The sequence below is a fragment of the Pseudomonas sp. MF4836 genome (assembly GCF_002018875.1).
Lineage (GTDB): Bacteria > Pseudomonadota > Gammaproteobacteria > Pseudomonadales > Pseudomonadaceae > Aquipseudomonas.
In genome coordinates, this window is sequence record NZ_MVOL01000010.1 from 106,255 (window position 1) to 127,064 (window position 20,810).

The window sequence follows — 20,810 nt, forward strand, 5'->3', positions numbered from 1 at the left end:
AAGAAAGTTATGGCCGTCGTCGCCTGATATCGCTGTCATGTATCCGAGGCCGTTCAATTGCGCAGGCTGCAGGCCTGAAAATACGCTTGAAAAGGACCTGGAACACTTCGTGCTGATGAGTACAAGCCTTGCAGGACAGGGCTTGGCTGGTTTGTATCGAAAATGTACAAGAATTGTAAATTGCCGAAATAAAGCGTTGTTGGAGGGCGATGGCACGTTGATACTTGCGCCTATTCGCCGCTCGGCTGAGGCTTCGCCGCCCGGGCACTGTGTACATATGAAAAAGGAAGCATGCTCGTGACAATCGGATATGTCGGTGCCTGGACCAGTAAGGCCGGTTTGTTGGTACGTGAGGGCTCGGAGACCGCCAAGCCGGTTTCCCAGAGCACCAAGGTGCGACAGATGCTGGCCCTGGTTGGCAACGACCCGACGGCGCTCAACACCAAGAAGATGGACGAGCTCAAGCTGCACCGGCAGATCAAGGGCTTTGATCCGACCAACGTCACCGCCACTCAACTGGGCAACATGAGCACCTTCCTCAAGAACAACGGCCTGATCACTGATATCACGGCGTTGAACCTGCTCAGTGCCGGCGATGATTTCGACCGTTTCGGTGCGCCGAAGAACCCGGACCAGGCGTTCAATGCCCTGGAATTCTTCGCCACCAAGCTTGAGACCATCCAGAACAACAACCTCAAGGGCAACAAGTACGCCAACTACTTGATCCCCGAGTACAAGAAGGCCATCTACGTCCTGCAAAACCTGCAGACCTATGGCAAGGGCAACGGTACGACGGTGGTCGACAAGAACATCTCCGCCAAGGCCTGACGCCTTGAGTGCGTCGGGGCTCTGGCCGAGCCCGCGACGCACGCCGCTTACTTGTCGAGCAGGGCCATCACTGCCTCGGGGTAGCGTTGGCCGGCCGTGGTCTCGGGGCTGAAAATCCGCTCCAGAGCTTGCAGCTCGGCGGCCTCCAGGCGCACCTCCAGCGCCGCGACGTTTTCTTCCAGGTATTTGCGTTGCTTGGTTCCGGGAATCGGGATCAGGTAGTCGCCCTGCGCCAGCACCCAGGCCAGGGCCAATTGCCCAGCGGTCACGCCTTTTTCCGCCGCCAGACGCTGCACCTGATCCACCAGCAGCAGGTTTTTCGCGAAGTTCTCCCCCTGAAAGCGTGGGCTGAAGCGCCGGTAGTCATCGGCGGCGAAGTCGTCTGGGCTTTTCAGCGCGCCGGTGAGAAACCCTCGGCCCAATGGGCTGTAGGGCACAAAGGCGACGCCCAGGCGCTGGCAGGCGGCGAGGCAGCCGTTGTCTTCCTGATCGCGGCTCCACAACGAATATTCACTTTGCAGGGCACTGATCGGATGCACCTTGTGCGCCCGCTCCAGGGTCGCCGCCGAGGCTTCGCTGAGCCCCAGGTAACGCACCTTGCCGGCCTTGACCAGTTCGGCCATGGCGCCGACGGTTTCCTCGATCGCCACCTGCGGGTCGATGCGGTGCTGGTAGTACAGGTCCAGGGTTTCAATCCCCAGGCGCTGGAGGGTGCCGTCGATGGACGCGCGGATGTATTCGGGACTGCCGTTGACCCCGCGGGCCGCCGGGTTGGCCGGGTCGCGCACGATCCCGAACTTGCTGGCCAGGAACACCTGTTCGCGCTTGCCGCGAATGGCCTGGCCGATCAGTTCTTCGTTGCTGTGGGGGCCGTACATGTCGGCGGTGTCCAGCAGGTTGATACCCAATTCCAGGGCGCGATGCAGGGTGGCGATGGCTTCGCGGGTATCGGTGCCGGTGGTGTAGAAGTCGGTCATGCCCATGCAGCCGAGGCCGATGGCGCTGACGTGAGGGCCGTTTTTACCAAGTTGACGGGTTTGCATCGGGGTATGACTCCGGTTGGTTAAGTGTCGCCATTGTTCTCCTCGACAAAACCAAGATAAACCGGCTAAAAACGCTATCACTGTTCGTAATATCTAAATAATCCACGAGTCTGCGCCCCATGGACCGTTTCAACGCCATGCGTGTTTTCACCCGTATCGTCGAACTTGGCGGCTTTGCCAAGGCCGCTGACAGCCTGCAAATGCCAAGGGCGTCGGTGACCATCCTGATCAAGCAACTGGAGGCCCATCTGGGTGTGCAGTTGCTGCACCGCACCACGCGCCAGGTCAGCCCGACCCTGGATGGGGCCGCCTATTACCAGCGCTGTGTGCAATTACTGGCGGACCTGGAAGAGACCGAGGCGGCATTTTCGGCGACCCGGCGCAACCCGCGTGGCACCTTGCGCATCGATATGCCGGCCGGCGTCGGGCGCTTGATCGTGATCCCGGCATTGCCGGCGTTTTCCGCGCGTTATCCGGCGATCGAGCTGGAGATCGGCCTCAACGACCGGCCGGTGGACTTGATCCGCGAGGGTGTGGATTGCGTGTTGCGCGGCGGCCTGTGCCTGGATGACTCCCTGGTGGCCCGGCCACTGGTGCTGATGGAGCAGGTGACCTGCGCCAGCCCCGGTTACCTGGAGCGCCATGGCACGCCGCAGTCCCTGGACGAACTGGGCGGGCATCAGGTGGTGGAGTACTTTTCCAGCGTCTCCGGCAAGCGCTACGGCCTGGAGTTCGAGGTGGGGGAGGAAGTGCGCCTGGTGGACCTGCCCAAACAGGTGGCGGTCAACAGCGCCGATGGCTACCTGGCGGCCTGTGAGGCTGACTACGGGCTGGTGCAGACGCCGTACTACCACGTTGCCCAGCAGTTGGCCGACGGACGCCTGCGGCAGGTACTGCGGGATGTGCCACCGCCGAGGTTGCCGCTGACTGCGCTGTACCCGCCGCAGCGGCATTTATCGACGCGGGTGCGGGTGTTTGTCGATTGGCTGGTGGAGCTGTTCGACGGGCCGGGCGTGCACCAGTACCGGCGCTGAGCGGCCACAGCAAAACGCCCGCTGGGGAGCGGGCGTCGGGACGGCGTGCTGCGGGTCGGCGCTTCAGGCTGGCCTGGATCGGTCAGTGCTGGAGTGCCGGGTCTTCAACGGTGGTAGTAACCAGGCCCGCCGTCGTAGTAGCGATGGCCTCCGTGCCCGCCTGGAAGAAAGATGCAGCCGGACAGGGTCAGCATCAGCAGCAGGGGAATCAGCACTGTGATTCGACGGAACATGTTTCAATCCTCATGGGCTCTGGGGGACAACTTCGGCGCCCGTGCAGCGAAAACTTTTGCGCGCCTGTAACATACGACCCCGTTTGCCCTGTCCCATCCCCGAATCTCGGTAGGTGCTTGGCATTCGTCTTGATACAAAGCCGATACATTCCAAGGCCCAGGAACCCGTAATGACCCAGTCACAACGCTTGAAATACTCGATTCTGATCTCCCTCCTGGTACTGGGGATCATGCTTGGCCTGTCCTACCTGCAGAACAACGGCGTCATCAGCGAGAAGATGTTCCAGTACATCGCCATCGGCGTGGCCGTGGCGGTAGTGGTCATCAACGGCGTGATGCGCCGCAAGGTCAAGCCCTGAGCTGAGCCCGGCGGGCTCAGGCGCTGCCGTCGAGCAAGGCTGCGGCTTGTTGGTGCAGGCTGTAGCTTTTGTCGGCGTTGAGGGTAATCACCCCTTCGCTGCACAGGCGCTTGAGCACTTCACGCACACTGAGGAACGACAGCGGGATATCCAGTTCCAGCAAATGGCTGTGAATACCGCGTACACCCAGCGAACGGTCGTTCTCGGTGGCCACCAGCAGGGCGTCTATGACTTTGAGGCGAATCAGGCTGGTGCGCAGGCCGAAGCCCTTGAGCAGCTGGCGGATACGCTCGTTACTGTTGCGGTCGGCGTTCTTGCCGAACACACCGGCGCCGGCATTCAGAGAAGGCGAGGACTGCGCGGTGTTGCCGTCCGTTGGCAATTGCGGGTTGTACATGCAAAAACTCCTTTTCAGAGCCTGATCAGGAAAATGATGGGTGCTCTCATTAACTAAGACGTATGAGCACGCCAAATCATGAAGCCCCAGATGTATAAATTTCGTCAGTATCTTGTCGCTGACACGTCAGACAGCTTTCTGTCGCCCCTCGCGCGCTAAATTTCCCGGTCGGTTTTCGTCTTTATGGGCAGGCACTTTTCGGCTTCGGCCGGACTGCACCGTGTTCTCCAGGCTGGCTCGACGTGTGTGCGTCGTCCCCCCTTGCCGGCCTGGTGTCTTTTTTTTCGAGCAGGAGTCGGCGTGATTATTTCCAGGCAGTTACCCAGTGTGTGCCTCGCAGCCTTGTGTCTGGGGCTGAGCCTTGCGGCCCACGCCCGCACCCCGGCCCCCGCGCAAACGCGCGAGGCCAGCGCCGAGATCCGGCGAACCGCTTTCGGCGTCCCCCATATCCGTGCCACCGACGAACGTGGCCTGGGATATGGCATCGGTTACGCCTATGCCCAGGACAACCTGTGCCTGTTGGCCAACGAGGTGCTGACGGTCAATGGCGAGCGCTCCAGGTACCTGGGGGCCGAAGGGCAGACCCTCGAGCAGCGCGACAACCTCACCAGCGATGTGTTTTTCAAGTGGCTGAACACACCCGACGCGGTGTTCGGCTTCCTGCAGGCGCAAACCCCCGAGGTGCGCCAGTTGATGGGGGGCTATGTCGACGGCTACAACCGGCAATTGGCCGAACGCCGGGCCCAGGGGCTGCCAGCGCAGTGCGACGGTGAATGGGTACGGCCGCTGACCACCCTGGACCTGGTGAAATTGACCCGGCGCCTGCTGGTGGAAGGCGGCGTCGGGCAATTCGCCGAGCCCCTGGTCGGTGCCACTCCGCCCGGTGCTACGGCCCAGGCCAGCATCAGTCGTGCCAGCCTGCAACTGGCGGAGGCGCGTCAGCAGCGCTTTGCCCTGGACCGCGGCAGCAACGCGGTGGCCGTCGGGGGCGAGCGCTCGTTCAACGGTCGCGGCCTGTTGCTGGCCAACCCGCATTTCCCGTGGATTGGCGGCATGCGTTTCTATCAGATGCACCTGACCATCCCCGGCAAGCTCGATGTCATGGGCGCCGCGTTGCCGGGGCTGCCGATGATCAATATCGGCTTCAATCGGCACCTGGCCTGGACCCACACGGTCGACACGTCCAAGCACTTCACCCTGTATCGCCTGCAACTGGACCCCAAGGACCCGACTCGCTACCTGTTGGACGGCAAGTCGCTGCCGCTGACTCCGCAGACCCTGAATGTCCAGGTGCGGGGGGCGGACGGCGAGTTCCAGCTTGTCACGCGCACGGTCTACAGTTCGCAGTTCGGCCCGGTGGTGCAATGGCCGGGCAAGCTCGACTGGGATCGCCAGTACGCCTACAGCCTGCGTGACGCCAACCTGGAAAACGACCGGGTGCTGCAACAGTGGTACGCCATGAATCAGGCGTCGGACCTCAAGCAACTGCAGGGCTCGGTGCACAAGATCCAGGGCATCCCCTGGGTCAATACCCTGGCGGTGGATGACCAGGGCCAGGCGCTGTACATGAACCAGTCGGTGGTGCCCAACGTCAGCGCGGCCAAGCTGGCACTGTGCAGCGATCCACGGGCGGGTACGCAGATGATCGTGCTCGACGGCTCACGCAGTGCCTGCGCCTGGGACAACGCCCCGGGGGCTGCGCAGCCGGGCATCTTCGCCGCGCAACAATTGCCGCAACTGCTGCGCGGCGACTTTGTGCAGAACTCCAACGATTCGGCCTGGATGGTCAACCCGGCTGCGCCGCAGGAGGGTTTCTCGCCGCTGATCAGCCAGCAGGACCTGCCGCTCAAGCAACGCTCGCGGTTTGCCCTGGAGCGCCTGGGCCGGATGAGCGGCCCGGGCCAGATTGGTGTCGCCGATTTGCAGCAGATGGTGATGGATAACCAGGTGTACCTGGCCGGGCAGGTGCTGCCGGACGTGTTGCAGTTCTGCGCCGGGGACCTGGGGGCCGATGCCGGGCGGCTTGAGGCTGTGTGTGCCAGCCTGAAGACCTGGGATCGCAGCGCCAACCTGCAGGCCGGCCTGGGCTTTGTGCACTTTCAGAATGTGATGCAGCCATTGCTCAAGCACAACGACTTCTGGCGCGTGGCCTTTGATCGTAAAGATCCGCAGCACACGCCGCGCGGCTTGAACATCGACCAGCCGGCGGTGGCTCAGGCCCTGCGTGAAGCGATGCTGGGCTCGGTGACCAAGGTCGCCGAAGCCGGGCTGGGCGCGCAGACGCGCTGGGGTGATATCCAGGTGGCCAGCAGCGGTGAGCGGCAGACGCCGATTCATGGCGGCCCGGAAAGCCTGGGGGTGTACAACGCGATGCAGAGCGTGCCGGGGGCCAAGGGCAAGCGTGAGGTGGTCAGCGGCACCAGCTACCTGCAAGTGGTCAGCTTTGACGATCAGGGGCCTCACGCCCAGGGGCTGCTGGCGTTTTCCCTGTCCAGCGATCCGGCGTCGAAATATTCGCGGGACCAGACCGAGGCGTTCTCCAACAAGCAGTGGCACGCACTGCCGTTCACCGAAGCGCAGATCAAGGCCGATCCGAGCTATCAGGTGCAAGTAGTGGGTGAGGGTGCCCCGGCCAAGCGCTAGGGGTAATCGGGCTGCGCCTGTCAGGGCGCAGCCTTCAGATTTTCGGCGGGCTTTGCGGCAGCGAGTTGATCACCGGGTTGCCGTCTTTGTTACGCGTCAGGTACACCGGCAGCACCTTGGGCAGCGAAGCCGGCAGGCCCTTGACCTCCTTGATGTTGTAGATGCCGCCAACACGGATCGCCCCGGTGGCCTGGTCGGCCAGCATCAGCGGCGCGCTCAGGTAGCGGTTGATCAAGGGCAGGGCATCGCTCAGGGCCAGGTTGTCGAGTACCAGCTTGCCGCTGCGCCAGGCCAGGGAACTGTCGTTGGCGTAGGTCTGGCTGATCTGCGGTGCGTAATCGCCATGTTTGTAGCGGGCCTGGGTCCCGGGTTCGAGGCGAAAGCCATCGCCGGGCAAGGCATTGTTGCTGGTGACCAGCACCGAGCCTTCGATCAGGGTCACGCGCACCTGATCCTCATACATCCACACATTGAACTGGGTGCCGGTGACTTTCACCTGGCCCTGGGCGGCCTTGACCACGAACGGGTGGCTGCTGTCATGGCGCACTTCAAAGAAAGCTTCGCCCTTGCGCAGGGTGACCTGGCGCTGATCCTTGTAGTTGCTGTAAGTCAGTTCGCTGCCCAGGTTCAATTCAACCTGGCTGCCATCCCCCAGGGTCACCTTGCGCACCGTGTTGTCGCTGGTGAAGTGCTCGTAGGAGGAGGGGATCCAGCCCAGGTTCCACCCGGCATAACCGGCCAGGGGCAAGGCCAGGGCGCTGATGGCCGCTGCCACGCCGTAACTGCGCCAGTGCCTGCGTGCCCGGGGCTGGACTGTCGGGGGAGGCGTGAGCTGTTCGGGCAATGGGCGGGGCAGATGGTCGGCGACGTCCCAGATTTCGCGCATCGCTTCATATTCAAAGGCGTGCAGAGGATCGGCGTCATGCCATTGCTGGAAGGCCTGGCGTTCTTGCGCCGTGCAATCGGATGCATGCAGACGCATGCACCAGTGGGCTGCCGCATCCGTGATGGCGTCGTATTCGGCTTCTGAGAGGGTGTGTTCGCTCATTGACTCTTCCTGATTTCCGACATTCTACCCTCCACGCCAACCCTTGGAGAACAGCCGTCATGGCGAATGCGCATCAAAGTGGAACTTATTTTTTACGGTAATGCCCTAAAAACAGGACTTACGTAATCAGTATCCACAAATGGAGTGAAAAAATGATCAAGAAAACCCTCGCCGCTTTCGTCGCCACTGCCTCCCTGCTCAGCGCCGGTGCCGCGCTGGCCGATCGTCCGGGCGCAGGCTGGATCAGCATTGAAAAAGCCGTCGAAACCGCGAAGACCAAGGCCGGCTATGTAGAGATCTACGAGATCGAAGCCGATAACGACGGCTACTGGGAAGGCAAAGGCCGCAAGGCTGACGGAATTGTCTATGAGTTCCGTATCGACGGCGCTTCGGGCAACGTCTTGCGCGACCAGAAAGACTGATAGTCCCTCGCGCCAGGGCACGTTCTGTAGCCCTGGCGCTCCTGCCCCCTGTCTCGACTCCCCGCTGCAAACGTCCCCTTCGGCGTCCGATTTCCTCTGAACGACCTGTGTTGGCATTGGCTGTGCGCGCCTGCGCGGTGGTTGACAGCAGGCGCGTCGAAGGTTGTTTAATCCGCTTCTACGCTGTTGCCCCCTCCAATAATTAAACTGGAGCTTCAGATGTCCGCATTGCCCCTGGTTGATGAAACGCCTGGCGAAGCCCTGTCGCTGGACCAACTTACACAGCTCCTGGAAACCATCTTCCTGCGTCACGGCACTTCCCTCGAGGTGGCCCGCAGCCTTGCTGCCAACTGTGCTGGCGCCGAGCGCGACGGCGCCCACAGCCATGGCGTGTTCCGTATTCCCGGTTATGTCTCGACCCTGAAAAGCGGCTGGGTCGATGGCCAGGCGGTGCCGGTGGTCGAGGACGTGGCGTCGGGCTTTGTCCGGGTCGACGCTGCCAATGGCTTTGCCCAACCGGCGCTGGCCGCTGCTAGGGCGTTGTTGGTGGAAAAAGCCCGCAGCGCCGGGATCGCGGTGCTGGCGATCCGCAATTCCCATCACTTCGCCGCGCTGTGGCCGGATGTCGAACCCTTCGCCTATGAAGGCCTGGTGGCCTTGAGCGTGGTCAATAGCATGACCTGCGTGGTGCCCCATGGCGCCGACCGGCCGTTGTTCGGCACCAACCCGATTGCCTTTGCCGCGCCCCGCGCCGGGGGCGAGCCGATCGTCTTCGACCTGGCCACCAGCGCCATTGCCCACGGCGATGTGCAGATTGCCGCGCGCAAAGGCGAGCGCCTGCCGCCGGGCATGGGCGTGGACAGCCTGGGGCAGGCGACCCAGGACCCGAAGGCGATTCTGGAAGGCGGCGCCTTGCTGCCCTTTGGCGGGCACAAGGGGTCGGCGTTGTCGATGATGGTCGAGCTGCTTGCAGCGGCCTTGACCGGTGGCAATTTTTCATTCGAGTTCGACTGGTCCAACCACCCTGGGGCCAAGACGCCCTGGACCGGGCAGTTGCTGATTGTCATCGACCCGAGCAAAGCGGCCGGGCAGAACTTCGCCGAACGCAGTCAGGAACTGGTCAGGCAGATGCATGGGGTCGGGCTCAAGCGTTTGCCGGGCGATCGGCGGCATTGGCAGCGGGAGAAATCACAGGAGCAGGGGATAACCCTGGCACGCACCGAGCTGGCGCAGTTGCGGGAATTGGCGGGGTTGTAGTGGTTGACGCGATAAACAAGGCTCAGGCGAGCGCAAGGCTCGCCTGAAACCCTTGCTCAGGAACCGATATCAGGAACGGCGCCCGAGCAACAGGCCAACCACCAGGCCGAAACCTGCGGAAATGGCCACGGTCTGCCACGGGTGGCCACCGATGTAGTTCTCGGTGGCGTCCACCACCGGTTTGCTGCGTTCACGCACATTGGCCACCGAATCCAATGCCTGCTTGAGCTTGAGCGCAACCTGCTGACGCAAGGTTTCACCTTCTTCGCCGACCAGCGCGGCGCTGCCCTTGAGCAGTTTTTCCGATTCTTCGATCAGCGCCTGCAACTCGCTGAACGCCTGGTCCTTGATTTGTTCTTCGGCTGCTTGCGCGACAGTTTTGCGAGCCATTGAGTTACTCCTTGAGTTAAGTGATGCGGTGAACAATGGAGTCGGGCGGGAGCGGAAAAGTTGCAGCTATTTTCCGCTTCCGTGAAAACCCGAGGGTAAACCCGTAGCCGCCTAAGGTGTAAGATGTCGCCTATTTTACGCAGCAGGAATTTCCCATGAGCTTCAACCTGGCCGACAAAACCCTGGCCGAACGCGCCGCCCTCGAAGATGAAAAGTCCCGCCTGTTCGACCTCTGGCAGAGCAACCTGGGCAAGGCCAAGGGCGATGCCGCGCGGCTGTTCGGCGAGCGCAGCAAGCGCAAGGGGCGCTGGTCCGAGTGGGTTCGCGCCGAACTCGACGGCATGTCGCCGCCGGAATACGCGAACATGGTCCGCAGTGAAGTCAACCGGCTGATGGCGGCGAGCAAGTAACCGCGAAGCTTTCGATAATCGCCTCACGCACCTTGAGCAACACCGGGTCGACCTGGGCGCTGGTCCGCCACCCCAACTCGATCGGGTAACGCGGCAGGTCCAGCGGGCAGGGCAGCAGCGCCAGCCCGCTCAAGGCGGCAATCCCCCGGGCGGCGTGGGCCGGGATGGTCGCCACCGCCTGGCTGCCCTTGAGCAGATAGGGCAAGGCCGCAAAATGGCTGGTGGAGGCGCACACATGGCGGCTCAGGCCCAGGGCGGCGAGCCCCTCGTCGGTGATCCCGATAAACCCCTGTGACGACACCAGCACATGTTCGCGCGCGACAAACTGCGCCAGGCTCAGTGCCTGCTGCCCGGGTTCCAGGCTGGCCGGGTCTGCCAGGCACAGGTAGCTGCCTTCGCCCAGCACCTGGCGGCTGAGCAGGCGTTCGGCAAAACCGCCGGCGCTGATCGCCAGGTCGATGCTGCGCTGCAGCAGGGCTTCACCGACGATCTGGCTGTGGCTCTGGCGGAAAATCAGGCGCAACTTCGGCGCCCGCCGGGCCACGGCCTCGATCAAACGCCGGCCATAGGCGATCTCGAAATCATCCGACAGCCCCAGCGTCACCGAGCGGCCCTGATAGTCGTTGGCGTTGGGGTCGACCATGGCCAGGCTCTGCCGGCATTTGTTCAGGGCCTCGCTGATCACCGGCTTGAGCTGGTTGGCCCGCAGGGTCGGTGCCAGGCCGCGTCCGGTGCGCACGAACAACGGGTCGCCATACAATTCGCGCAAGCGACGCAAGGCCGCGCTCATGGCCGATTGGGTGACGCCCAGGCGCAACGCCGCGCGGCTGGCGCTGGACTCGTCGTGCAGGGCTTCGAAGGCCTTGAGCAGGTTGAGATCGATGCTGGCGATATTCATCTGGTTCATATCATTAAGCACTGAGATGGGGTTTATGCATGATCGGTGCGCGGCGGAGAATGGGCAACACTTCACCGCTGACGGAGCTTTCCGATGCCAGTATCCATCGTCGCCGCGCTACAAATCGGCTCCCTGCCCGAAGGCAAGGCCGCCACCCTGGAACAGATCCTGTCTTATGAAAACGCGATCATCGCAGCCGGTGCGCAACTGGTGGTGATGCCCGAAGCGCTGCTTGGCGGCTACCCCAAGGGCGAAGGGTTCGGCACTCAGCTGGGTTACCGTCTGCCGGAAGGCCGCGAAGCCTTCGCCCGCTATTTCGCCAATGCCATCGACGTGCCGGGGGTGGAAACCCAGGCCCTGGCCGAACTCTCGGCGCGCACCGGGGCCAATCTGGTGCTGGGAGTGATCGAGCGCAGCGGTAGCACCCTGTATTGCACGGCGCTGTATTTCGACCCCCAGCACGGTCTGCTGGGCAAGCACCGAAAGTTGATGCCCACCGGCACCGAACGCCTGATCTGGGGCAAGGGTGACGGTTCGACCCTGCCGGTGTTCGACACCCAGGTAGGGCGCGTGGGCGCGGTGATCTGCTGGGAAAACATGATGCCGCTGCTGCGCACCGCGATGTACGCCAAGGGCCTGGACCTGTGGTGCGCGCCGACCGTGGATGAGCGCGAAATGTGGCAGGTCAGCATGCGTCACATCGCCCATGAGGGGCGCTGTTTTGTGGTCAGCGCCTGCCAGGTCCAGGCCTCGCCCCAGGCGCTGGGCCTGGAGATCGCCCATTGGCCCGCCGAGCGCCCGCTGATTGCCGGCGGCAGCGTGATTGTCGGGCCGATGGGCGATGTGCTGGCCGGGCCCCTGGTCGGCTGCGCGGGGCTGATCAGCGCGCAGATCGACACCGCGGACCTGGTGCGCGCCCGCTACGACTACGACGTGGTCGGACACTATGCGCGCCCGGATATCTTCGAGTTGACGGTGGATGAGCGCGCCCGGCCCGGAGTGCGTTTTACCTGAGGCGCAGCCACGCTTCGCGGGTGTTCGCCCGGGCGGGCCGAGGGGCTTGCAAGCAAGGCCGCCAGCAGTTGACGCTGGCCCCGGGCTGCCGTTGAATAGCCAGCCTCACGCCCCTTTGCCCGCGGAACTACTGTGCTTAGAAACGTCACCGATATGGACTTGCGTCTGCTGCGGATTTTCTCCGTGGTGGTCAAATGCGGTGGCTTCACGGCGGCCCAGGCCGAGCTGAACATGAGCCAATCGAACATCAGCACCCATATCTCCAGCCTGGAAAGACGCCTCGGCTATCGCCTGTGCGAGCGCGGCAAGGGAGGCTTTCGCCTGACCGAGAAGGGCCAGCGCATCCTGGCGGCGGCCAGTGCGCTGTTTGGTGCGGTGGATGTGTTTCGCAACGAGGCCCAGGAATTGTCCGGGCGCCTGGTGGGTGACCTGTACCTGGGCCTGGCCGACAACATCGCGACCTTGCCGGCGGCGCATATCGACGCAGCGATCGCGCGCTTTTACCGGCGCGACCAGGATGTGCACCTGCACGTGTTCGTCAACTCGCCCACCGAGCTGGAGCTGGCGGTGATCGACGGCCAGTTGGACCTGGCCATTTCCTATTTCAGCCGTAGCCTGCCGACCCTGGACTATCAGCCGTTGTACAGCGAAGAGATCGGCGTGTTCTGTGGGGCTCGGCATCCGCTGTTCGCCGAAGCCGCGCCGACTTTGGAGCAGATCAAGGCCTGTGACTGGATTCGCCACGGGTTCCTGCCAGCCAACCAGGTGCTGCCGGTGGCGCCGTCGCGTGCCACGGCCACCGCCTACCACATGGAGGCGGTGGTGCATGGGGTGCTGGCGGGGACGCACCTGGGTTATTTGCCCAATCACTACGCCCGGCCCTGGGTGCATGACGGGCAGATGCGCGCGTTGCATGCGCAGACCCTGCGCTACGAGGTGCAGCACAGCATGATCACCCATGCCGGCCACCCCCATAGCGAAGCCCTCAAGGCCTTTATCGATGACCTGCTGAGCGAACACCGCAACTGAGCACCGCGTTTACCCCAGGCAACGGGTCACGTGCTTCAGCGACTGATAGGCGGCCAATCCCCAGGGCCCCAGTTCACGACCGATACCGCTGCCCTTGGTCCCACCCCATGAGGTTTCGACGAACACTGCCTGGATCGAGTTGATCCACACATGACCGACCTCCAGGGCTGCCGCCAGCCGTTCAGCCCGGGCCAGATCGGCACTGATCACTGTCGCCACCAGACCGAAGGCGCTGTCATTGGCCAGGGCCAAGGCTTCGGCTTCCGTGCTGAAACGCCTTGCGCAGAGTACCGGTCCGAAAATCTCCTCGCGCCACAGGCGGCTGTCGCCCGGCACCTGGTCGTACACCGTCGGGCTGACGAACCAGCCGGGTTCGGCCAGGGCTTCACCGCCGGTCAGGCACACCAGGCCTTCGTCGCGGGCAATGGCGAAATAGTCGAGCACCTTGCGGTACTGTGCCTCGCAGGTCAGGGGGCCCATATCCACTTCCTGATGCTGCGGGTTGCCCACCCGCAACCGTTCCAGGGCCTGGCTCAGGCGTTGCAGCAGGGAATCGGCAATGGCTTCATGGACCAGCAGGCGTGAAGTCGCCGAACACATTTGCCCGGCGTTCCAGCAGAAGCCGGCAATGATCCACTCCACCGCCTGATCCAGATCGCAGTCCTCGAACACCAGGATCGGCGATTTGCCCCCCAGCTCCAGGGTCACCGGCCGGCAATGTTCGGCGCAGCTGTGCATGACTTTTTGCCCGACCGGGTTGCTGCCGGTGAACGACAGCTTGTCCAGCCCCGGGTGCGCACTGAGGGCCGCGCCGACAGTGCTGGCACCGACCACGATATTCAACACCCCGGGCGGCAGGCCCAGCGTTTCTGCGATCTCGGCGTAGACCTGTTCGATCAGAGGCGTGACCTCCGACGGCTTGAGCACCACGGTGCAGCCGGCGGCCAGGGCCGGGGCAATCTTCCAGGCGCTGGTCACCAGGGGGAAGTTCCAGGGCACGATCAAGCCCACCACGCCCAGGGCCTCGGCCCGGCAATGGGCCTGGAAGCCGGGAGCCGACAGCGGCACTTCGCGGTTCGGGGTGGCGTCCAGTTGTTGGGCCAGCCCGGCGTAGTAGGTGAAGGTGGCGATGGCATCGTCCAGGTCGACACTGGCTTCGTGCCGCGGCTTGCCGTTATTGCGCATTTGCAGCTCGACCAGCGTGCTGCGGCGTCGTTCGAGTTCGTGGGCGAAGCTTTGCAGATAGTGCCCGCGCTGGCTGCCGCTGAGGCTGCGCCAAGGACCGAGGGCCTGGCGCGCGGCAGTGACGGCGAGGTCGATCTGCTGCGCGCTGGCGCCCTGGAGACGGGCAATGACCTGGCCCAGTGACGGGTCGCAGGGGCTCAGTTGCTCGTCGCCTTGGCCATCCTGCCACTGGCCGTTGATATAGAGCGCCGGATTCATGGACGCACCCCCGGCAGCACGCCGTGTACCGCGTTGCAGAAAATCGTTCGGTACTGCTCGGCGTTCAGGGGCTGGGCATTGGTCTCGGAAGAGGAAATATCGGCCACCGCCTGAGCCCCGACCCAGTCGGCGTCGGCCGTGTCCAGGCCGATCTCGCCAAGGCTGTGGGGGATGCCCAGCTCCGCGCGCAGCGCCAGGACCCAGTCCAGGAAGCCTCGGAAGTCAGGCTGCGGCAATTCCAGGTAACGGGCCAGGCGCGCGATATCGGCGTTGATCACCGGCTGGTTGGCCACCAGCACATAAGGCAGCAGGATCGCGTTCAACAACCCATGGTGCTTGTGGTAGCGCGCTCCCAGCGGGTGCGCCAGGGCATGCACGCCGCCCAGGCCTTTCTGGAACGCCACGGCGGCCATGGCCGAGGCCACCAGCATGCCTTCGCGGGCCACCAGGTCCTGGCCGTTGGCGTAGGCCTGGCGCAGGTGCTGGCTGACCAGGCGAATGCCTTCGACGGCGATGCCGCTGGACATCGGGTGATACAGCGGCGAGCAGAAGGCTTCGAGGTGATGGGTCAACGCATCCATGCCGGTCGCGGCGGTCAGTGCTGGCGGCAGGCTGCGGGTCAGTTGCGGGTCAAGGATCACACAGGCCGGGAGCAATTGTGGATGGCTGATCACCCGTTTCACGTGCAGCCGGGTATCGGTCAGCACCGCCTCACGGCCCAGTTCCGAGCCGGTGCCGGCGGTGGTGGGCAGCGCGATCAGGGGTGGCAGGCCGAGTGCGGGGAAGTCGCTCAGGCTCGGATAGCGCTCGATGATCTGCGACCACTCAAAGCGCTCCAGACCCTCAGGGTCGCAGGCTGCCAGGGCGATGCCCTTGGCCGCGTCCATGGCGCTGCCGCCACCCAGAGCGATCAGCGAGTCGTGCTCGCCGGACTGGAATGCGACAACGCCGCGCTGCACATCTTCCAGGCTGGGGTTGGCGCCCAGTTCGGAAAACACCGCAACGGGCAGCCCGGCGCGGTGCAACTGCGCAACCAGCAGGTTGAAGGGTTCGAGGGTGAGCATGCCGGGGTCGGTGACCAGCAGCGGACGGCCCATGTTCAACAACCGGCAACGTTGCCCGAGCAGGTCCAGGGCGTCGGCGCCGCAGAAGATTTCAGTGGGGTAGTTCCAGTAATGCACAGCAGGGGACATGGTTTTCTCCAGCACGAGTGAGTTCACAGGTGGCCAGTCATGGCCACCCGGGCAGGGAGCAGGGCGCTGTCGGCGACAGCGCGGGGGAAGTCAGTTGGTGGGTAGCGGGGCGCTGGGTGTGCGCAGGTAGGGCTTGGCCAGCAGCATGTACAGCAGGCCAAGCAGCGCCAGGCTGGAGAACACCAGGATCACCGCCCAGACCTGGAACCACGGAGCACCCGGTGGCGCCAGGGACTCCCGGGGCCAGGCGACGTTGATGGTTTCGAACACCAGCCAGACAAACGCCAGCAGGTTCACCGGCAGGCCCCAGCGTCCGAGACTGAATACGCCGGCTTCGGGCTTCCAGCGCCCGCGCAGGCGGGCAATCAGGGCGCAACTGATAACGATCAGGAACACCATGAAAAAGCCGCCGCTGCCAAAGGCGATCAGGGTGCCGACGGCCGTGGCATTCAAGCCCAGAGCCAGGCCGAAGCTGGCGAACAGGGTGCTGAAGACCATCGCGGCGAACGGCACCTTGCGCTTGTCCACCCGGCGCAGAGTGGCCGACGCCGGCAGGATCGAGTCCCGGGCCATGCCGAACACGGCGCGGCCAATGTAGGTCTGAACCGACACCACGCAGGCAATAAAGGCCACCAGCACCACGCCGACGAAGGGCCGCTCGGACCAGGCCCCAAAGGCGTCGACCACCGCCGGGGTTACCGGGTCGACCACGCTACCGGCGACCATGCCGGCGGTATCGGTAAACGACAGGGTGACGGCGAACGCGGTGAGCATCACTGTCAGCCCCACCAGGATCATTGAGCGCAGGATGGCCCGTGGGGTCGAGGTGCGGGCGTCGGCGGTCTCTTCGGAAACCTGGGAGCAGGCATCGAAGCCGAGAAAGGCCCAGCCGCCGACGGCCATCGCCGTGATAAAGCCACTGAAGTACGAACCCTCGGCCGGGGCCGTGGCGCTCAGGCCTTCTAACAGCAGCGACCAGGAGTGGTTGCGGAAAAAGATCAACAACAACAGGCCGATACCGATGGAGGCAATGGCTTCGGCGATGATCCCCGCGTTGACGAAATATTTCAGCGGGTTGATGCCCAGCAGATTGACCCCCAGCCCGAGCAGCAGCAGGACTGCGCCGCTGGCCACCTGGGCATTGGCTTCCGGTGCATGACCAGTGACGAACAGCCACAGCCAGAACCCGCCGAGGTAGGCCACGGTGGTCAGGGACGCCAGGGCCGACGCGAGGTACATGAAACCGGTGAACCAGGCCCAGCGATCGCCCGCCAGGCGCTTGACCCACTGGTAACAACCACCAGCCAGCGGGTACTGCGAAGCCAGTTCGGCGTACACCAGGGCCACCAGAAGCTGCAGGGCCAGGCACAGCGGCACGATCCAGACCCAGGACGGGCCTGCACTCATGGCCCCCAGGGCCATCACCGAATAGATGCCGACCACCGGCGAGACCGTGGCAAAGCCTACGGAAAAGGACGACCAGAGCGACAGGCCACGGTGCAGCTCCTGGCGGTAGCCCTGGCGCTGAAGCAGGGTTTCATCATGGGAAGTGTTCATTGCGCACCTCGTGCGCACGGCGCAGCACGGGTACGGCGGCCACGGGTAGGGCGTCGAAATTGGGACATAGGGAGTTCCTGGAATCGGCAGATCAAATTGTTATTGGGGTGGCCTGTAGCTTTTGTTGTAGGCGGACCGACCTTGCCTGCCCTCGGATGAGGACAGGGCGAGCTTAAGCGCGGTAAACATCAAGATGAATACACATATTAGTAAGCTGACATTTGAGTTTGTTGATGTTTGCCGAGCTGGTGAGGCGAGCAGGGGCAATCGCATCCAATGCGCCAGTGTCCGCAGAGAAAGACGACAAGCCGCCGCAGCTTGGGCCGCCGATGGCGGCTGTGGGGCCAGGGCGTTACGCCCGACGAACGCCGGGACAAAGGGCGCCAAGCGCCCGCTTTGAAGCCAAGCCCGGGTGCGGTTTACCTGAGGCGCTGCCACTCTTCGCGGGTGATTTCCCAGAGCTCCCTGGGGAGTCGCCCGGCGACGAAGTCCCCCTCGTCGCAGCTGATCAGGCGCATCCCGCTGCGTTCGGAAATCCGCCGTGAGCCCAGGTTGGGAGCCGCCTTGGGCGCCCGCAGCAGGGGGCGTTGCAGCACCTCGAACCAGTAGGCGGTGACCGCGGCGCTGGCTTCGTCCATATACCCCTGGCCCTGCCAGGCGGGAGCGAGCCAGAAGCCACGGTTGTTATCGGTTTCATCCATCAGGCTGACGTTGCCGATCAACTGTCCGGGCGCTGATTTCAGGCAGATTGCCCAATGCCACTCTTCACCCCGGGCCATGGCCGGCAGGGCCAGGTCTCGCAGGTAGCTCAGGGCACCATCGGCCGGGTAGGGCCAGGGCACCAGGGCGTTGAGATACCGCACCACCTGCCAGTGAGCAAACTGCGCTTGCACTGCCTCGGCGTCCGCCAGTTGCAGCGGCCGCAGGATCAGGCGATCGGTGTACAGGGTGGGGATCTCGACAGTGAGTGGGGTGTCCATCGGGGGCGCTGCTCCTGAGTCGGTCATGGCGCCGCCATATTCCAGCCTGAGCCGGTGCTGGGCAAGGATTTCCCGAGGATCAATCGCGCCCCAGGCGCAGGTGCTCGCCGAGAAAGTCGACGAACACCCGCAGCTTGGGCAGCAAGTGGCGGCTGCTGGGCCAGAGCACCGAAAATTTGCCGCTGTCGATCTGATAGTCATCCAGCACTGCCACCAGGCTGCCTTCGGCCAGGGCGCCGCGGACCACGAAATCCGGGACAAAGGCGATGCCCAGGCCCTGGCTGGCGGCAAAGATCAGCGACTCCAGGTTGTTGCTGGTCAAGGCGCTGCGCAGGCTCAGGGGCGGCTCGCCGGCGGGCAGGCGCAGGGTCCACTGCTGCAACTGGGTGGTTCCGGGGAATTTGTAGCGCAGGCAGGCGTGCTGCTCCAGATCCCGGGGGGACTGCGGCGTGCCGTGTTCGGCAAAGTACTGCGGAGCGCTGACCAGGACAAAGCCAAAGGGCCCGAGGGTGCGGGACTTGAGTTGCGAGTCGGCCAGCTCGCCGCTGCGGATCACCGCGTCGACGCCCTCGGCGATCACATCGATCAAGCGGTCGTTGAAGTCCAGGTCGAGTTCGATCTGCGGGTAGCGCCGGGTGAACTCCGGAAGAATCGGCAACAGCATGCGATAGCCGATGGCGGGCAGGCTGACCCGCAACTTGCCGCGCGGAGTGTCGCTGATCCGCGCCAGTTCGGCTTCGGCTTCTTCCACCTCGCCGACGATGCGCTGGCAACGCTCGAAAAACAGCGTGCCTTCGTCGGTCAGGCTGATGCGCCGGGTGCTGCGATTGAGCAGCCGCACACCGAGCTTGTGCTCCAGCCGCGCCAGGCTTTTGCCGACCGCCGAGGCGGAAATTCCCAGGCGTTCGGCGGCGCCCACCAGGCTGCCGCTTTCCACCGTGCGGACGAATGCCAGCAGGCCGTTCAGATTGTCCATGGGGACCTCGATTAGAGCGTTTATGTCCGCAAGCCAAGGACTTTAGCCCTGTTTTTTGCTGATTGCGGCGAATCTATCATCCAAACCCACCCCTGTCCGCTGTGGCTTTTGCCTGTTCGAGGTCCTGATGAACCCTGAAATCGATCTGCCCGCCGCCTTCCAGGCCGCCACCCCTGCCAGCCGTGCCTATGGCGTGCTGGCGGCGGTGTGCCTGGCGGCGCTGATACTGCCCCTGACCTTTGTCGGCGTGGCCGTGGCCACCCCGGCCATTGCCCGCGAGCTGGGTGGCAGCCCCATGGCCCTGAGCTGGGTGACCAACGCCTTTATGCTGACCTTCGGCAGTGCGCTGATGGCCGCCGGGACCCTGGCCGACGAGTACGGCCGCAAGCGGGTGTTCAGCCTGGGTGTCGGCCTGTTTGCCCTGACGTCCCTGGTGCTGGCCTTTGCCCCGTCGGTGCTGTGGCTCGATGGCCTGCGGGCGTTGCAAGGGCTGGCGGGCGCTGCAGCCCTGGCCGGCGGTTCGGCGGCCCTGGCCCAGGAGTTCGAAGGCCGCGCCCGCACCCGTGCCTTCAGCCTGCTGGGCACCACCTTTGGCGTCGGTCTGGCATTCGGGCCGCTCCTGGCCGGGGTGCTGATCGAGCACTACGGCTGGCGCGCGATCTTTATCAGCGGCACCTTGATTGGCGGGCTGTCGCTGCTGTTTGGCGTGCCGCGCATGCACGAGTCCCGTGACCCGGACGCTGCCGGTGTCGATTGGCCCGGCACCCTGAGTTTTACCGCAGCGCTGGTGCTGTTTACCTGGGGCGTGCTGCAGGCGCCGCAAAGTGGCTGGGGCAGCGTGCTGGTGCAAAGCCTGCTGTGGGGCTCGTTGCTGGCGCTGCTGGGGTTTGTCGCGATCGAGTCGCGGGTCCAGCGGCCGATGCTGGATCTGTCGCTGTTTCGCTACCCGCGTTTTGTCGGGGTGCAGGTGTTGCCGATCGCCACCTGCTACTGCTTTGTGGTGCTGCTGATTCTGCTGCCGATCCGCTTTATCGGGGTTGAAGGCTACAGCGAGATCGAGGCCGGGCTGATGATGATGGCCCTGTCGGCGCCGATGCTGGTGGTGCCGTTGCTGGCGGCGTGGCTGACGCGCTGGGTCAGTAGTCGCGTGCTGTGCAGCGCCGGCCTGCTGATTGCCGCCTTCGGCCTGTATCTGCTGAGCCGGGTAGGCGTGGGGCAGCCCACGGCCAACGTGCTGCCGATGCTGTTGATTGGCCTTGGGGCGGGTTTGCCCTGGGGCCTGATGGATGGCTTGTCGGTCAGTGTGGTGCCCAAGGAGCGTGCCGGGATGGCCACCGGCATCTTCAGCACCACCCGGGTGGCGGGTGAGGGCATTGCCCTGGCCCTGGTGGTGGCATTGCTGGCCGGGCTGCTGCAGCACTCCCTCGGCGCGGCGCTGGTGGACGCCGCGCAGATTCCCCTGGCCGCGCAGCAACTGGCCAACGGCAACTTGCAGGCCAGCAGTGCGCTGCTGCCGGAGGTCGGGCGCGGTGCCCTGTTACAGCTGTATGTGGAGGCCTTCGGCCAATTGCTGCGGGTGCTGATCGGCATCACCCTGGTCTCGGCCCTGGCGGTGTGGCTGGCCCTGCGCGAGCCGGCTCGTCCTTGAGCGCGGGA

General features: G+C 64.2%; 21 protein-coding genes. 10 read left to right on the top strand and 11 right to left on the bottom strand.

Going from position 1 to position 20,810, the window contains the following annotated elements; translation table 11 throughout:
* Positions 1-297 precede the first annotated feature (297 nt).
* Positions 298-828, top strand: coding sequence for a hypothetical protein (locus tag MF4836_RS22600; protein ID WP_078472283.1), 531 nt, complete (start codon positions 298-300; stop codon positions 826-828).
* Between the two features lie 47 nt (positions 829-875).
* Here MF4836_RS22600 and MF4836_RS22605 read toward each other — a convergent pair whose 3' ends face one another.
* Positions 876-1,871: an aldo/keto reductase gene (locus tag MF4836_RS22605; RefSeq protein ID WP_078472141.1), complete on the bottom strand. Its 996-nt coding sequence runs from the start codon at positions 1,869-1,871 to the stop codon at positions 876-878.
* A gap of 119 nt (positions 1,872-1,990) precedes the next feature.
* Between MF4836_RS22605 and MF4836_RS22610 the strand changes: the two genes are divergently transcribed.
* Positions 1,991-2,905 carry a LysR family transcriptional regulator gene (locus MF4836_RS22610; RefSeq protein WP_078472142.1) on the top strand — a complete coding sequence of 305 codons (915 nt, stop codon included), beginning with the start codon at positions 1,991-1,993 and terminating at the stop codon, positions 2,903-2,905.
* Positions 2,906-3,009: 104 nt separating this feature from the next.
* Here the strand turns inward: MF4836_RS22610 and MF4836_RS35985 are convergent, their stop codons facing one another.
* Complete coding sequence (locus tag MF4836_RS35985; RefSeq protein WP_274522643.1) at positions 3,010-3,138, bottom strand: hypothetical protein; 129 nt, start codon at positions 3,136-3,138, stop codon at positions 3,010-3,012.
* Between the two features lie 170 nt (positions 3,139-3,308).
* Between MF4836_RS35985 and MF4836_RS22615 the strand changes: the two genes are divergently transcribed.
* Complete coding sequence (locus MF4836_RS22615; RefSeq protein ID WP_020298154.1) at positions 3,309-3,497, top strand: hypothetical protein; 189 nt, start codon at positions 3,309-3,311, stop codon at positions 3,495-3,497.
* A gap of 16 nt (positions 3,498-3,513) precedes the next feature.
* Here MF4836_RS22615 and MF4836_RS22620 read toward each other — a convergent pair whose 3' ends face one another.
* A complete protein-coding gene (locus tag MF4836_RS22620; RefSeq protein ID WP_020298153.1) occupies positions 3,514-3,894 on the bottom strand; it encodes a hypothetical protein in 381 nt (126 codons plus the stop codon).
* 300 nt (positions 3,895-4,194) lie between these two features.
* Between MF4836_RS22620 and pvdQ the strand changes: the two genes are divergently transcribed.
* Positions 4,195-6,537: a bifunctional acylase PvdQ gene (pvdQ, locus tag MF4836_RS22625; protein ID WP_078472143.1), complete on the top strand. Its 2,343-nt coding sequence runs from the start codon at positions 4,195-4,197 to the stop codon at positions 6,535-6,537.
* Between the two features lie 34 nt (positions 6,538-6,571).
* Here pvdQ and MF4836_RS22630 read toward each other — a convergent pair whose 3' ends face one another.
* Positions 6,572-7,585 (bottom strand): FecR family protein, encoded by a 1,014-nt coding sequence (locus MF4836_RS22630; RefSeq protein ID WP_078472144.1) that lies wholly within the window; start codon positions 7,583-7,585, stop codon positions 6,572-6,574.
* A gap of 152 nt (positions 7,586-7,737) precedes the next feature.
* Here MF4836_RS22630 and MF4836_RS22635 point away from each other — a divergent pair, with 152 nt between their 5' ends.
* Both MF4836_RS22635 and MF4836_RS22640 read left to right on the top strand, forming a co-directional pair.
* The gene (locus MF4836_RS22635) at positions 7,738-8,007 is read left to right on the top strand and encodes a PepSY domain-containing protein (RefSeq protein WP_020298150.1); all 270 of its coding nucleotides are present in this window, start codon (positions 7,738-7,740) and stop codon (positions 8,005-8,007) included.
* A 219-nt stretch (positions 8,008-8,226) separates the two neighbouring features.
* Positions 8,227-9,264 (top strand): Ldh family oxidoreductase, encoded by a 1,038-nt coding sequence (locus MF4836_RS22640; protein WP_078472145.1) that lies wholly within the window; start codon positions 8,227-8,229, stop codon positions 9,262-9,264.
* 69 nt (positions 9,265-9,333) lie between these two features.
* On the opposite strand, the gene MF4836_RS22645 is transcribed toward MF4836_RS22640, so the two are convergent.
* On the bottom strand, positions 9,334-9,654 hold the full coding sequence (locus tag MF4836_RS22645; RefSeq protein ID WP_020298148.1) for a DUF883 family protein: 321 nt from the start codon (positions 9,652-9,654) through the stop codon (positions 9,334-9,336).
* Between the two features lie 155 nt (positions 9,655-9,809).
* On the opposite strand from MF4836_RS22645, the gene MF4836_RS22650 reads away from it, so the two are divergent.
* Positions 9,810-10,064 (top strand): hypothetical protein, encoded by a 255-nt coding sequence (locus tag MF4836_RS22650; protein ID WP_020298147.1) that lies wholly within the window; start codon positions 9,810-9,812, stop codon positions 10,062-10,064.
* On the opposite strand, the gene MF4836_RS22655 is transcribed toward MF4836_RS22650, so the two are convergent.
* Complete coding sequence (locus MF4836_RS22655; RefSeq protein WP_078472146.1) at positions 10,036-10,971, bottom strand: LysR family transcriptional regulator; 936 nt, start codon at positions 10,969-10,971, stop codon at positions 10,036-10,038. The genes MF4836_RS22650 and MF4836_RS22655 overlap by 29 nt on opposite strands.
* Positions 10,972-11,055: 84 nt before the next feature.
* On the opposite strand from MF4836_RS22655, the gene MF4836_RS22660 reads away from it, so the two are divergent.
* Together MF4836_RS22660 and MF4836_RS22665 are read left to right on the top strand one after the other, a co-directional pair.
* The gene (locus MF4836_RS22660) at positions 11,056-11,976 is read left to right on the top strand and encodes a carbon-nitrogen hydrolase family protein (protein WP_078472147.1); all 921 of its coding nucleotides are present in this window, start codon (positions 11,056-11,058) and stop codon (positions 11,974-11,976) included.
* Between the two features lie 132 nt (positions 11,977-12,108).
* Positions 12,109-13,005 carry a LysR family transcriptional regulator gene (locus MF4836_RS22665; RefSeq protein ID WP_078472148.1) on the top strand — a complete coding sequence of 299 codons (897 nt, stop codon included), beginning with the start codon at positions 12,109-12,111 and terminating at the stop codon, positions 13,003-13,005.
* A gap of 9 nt (positions 13,006-13,014) precedes the next feature.
* Here MF4836_RS22665 and MF4836_RS22670 read toward each other — a convergent pair whose 3' ends face one another.
* From MF4836_RS22670 to MF4836_RS22690, 5 genes are all read right to left on the bottom strand, one after another.
* Complete coding sequence (locus MF4836_RS22670; protein WP_078472149.1) at positions 13,015-14,448, bottom strand: aldehyde dehydrogenase family protein; 1,434 nt, start codon at positions 14,446-14,448, stop codon at positions 13,015-13,017.
* Positions 14,445-15,641: an iron-containing alcohol dehydrogenase gene (locus MF4836_RS22675; protein ID WP_078472150.1), complete on the bottom strand. Its 1,197-nt coding sequence runs from the start codon at positions 15,639-15,641 to the stop codon at positions 14,445-14,447. Before MF4836_RS22675 ends, MF4836_RS22670 begins: the two co-directional genes overlap by 4 nt.
* 90 nt (positions 15,642-15,731) lie before the next feature.
* Positions 15,732-17,198, bottom strand: a complete 1,467-nt coding sequence (locus MF4836_RS22680; protein ID WP_078472151.1) for an APC family permease — start codon at positions 17,196-17,198, stop codon at positions 15,732-15,734.
* A gap of 419 nt (positions 17,199-17,617) precedes the next feature.
* Positions 17,618-18,178, bottom strand: coding sequence for a GNAT family N-acetyltransferase (locus MF4836_RS22685; RefSeq protein ID WP_078472152.1), 561 nt, complete (start codon positions 18,176-18,178; stop codon positions 17,618-17,620).
* A 79-nt stretch (positions 18,179-18,257) separates the two neighbouring features.
* Positions 18,258-19,154, bottom strand: coding sequence for a LysR family transcriptional regulator (locus MF4836_RS22690; RefSeq protein WP_078472153.1), 897 nt, complete (start codon positions 19,152-19,154; stop codon positions 18,258-18,260).
* Positions 19,155-19,281: 127 nt separating this feature from the next.
* Between MF4836_RS22690 and MF4836_RS22695 the strand changes: the two genes are divergently transcribed.
* On the top strand, positions 19,282-20,802 hold the full coding sequence (locus tag MF4836_RS22695; protein ID WP_078472154.1) for an MFS transporter: 1,521 nt from the start codon (positions 19,282-19,284) through the stop codon (positions 20,800-20,802).
* Positions 20,803-20,810: the final 8 nt, after the last annotated feature.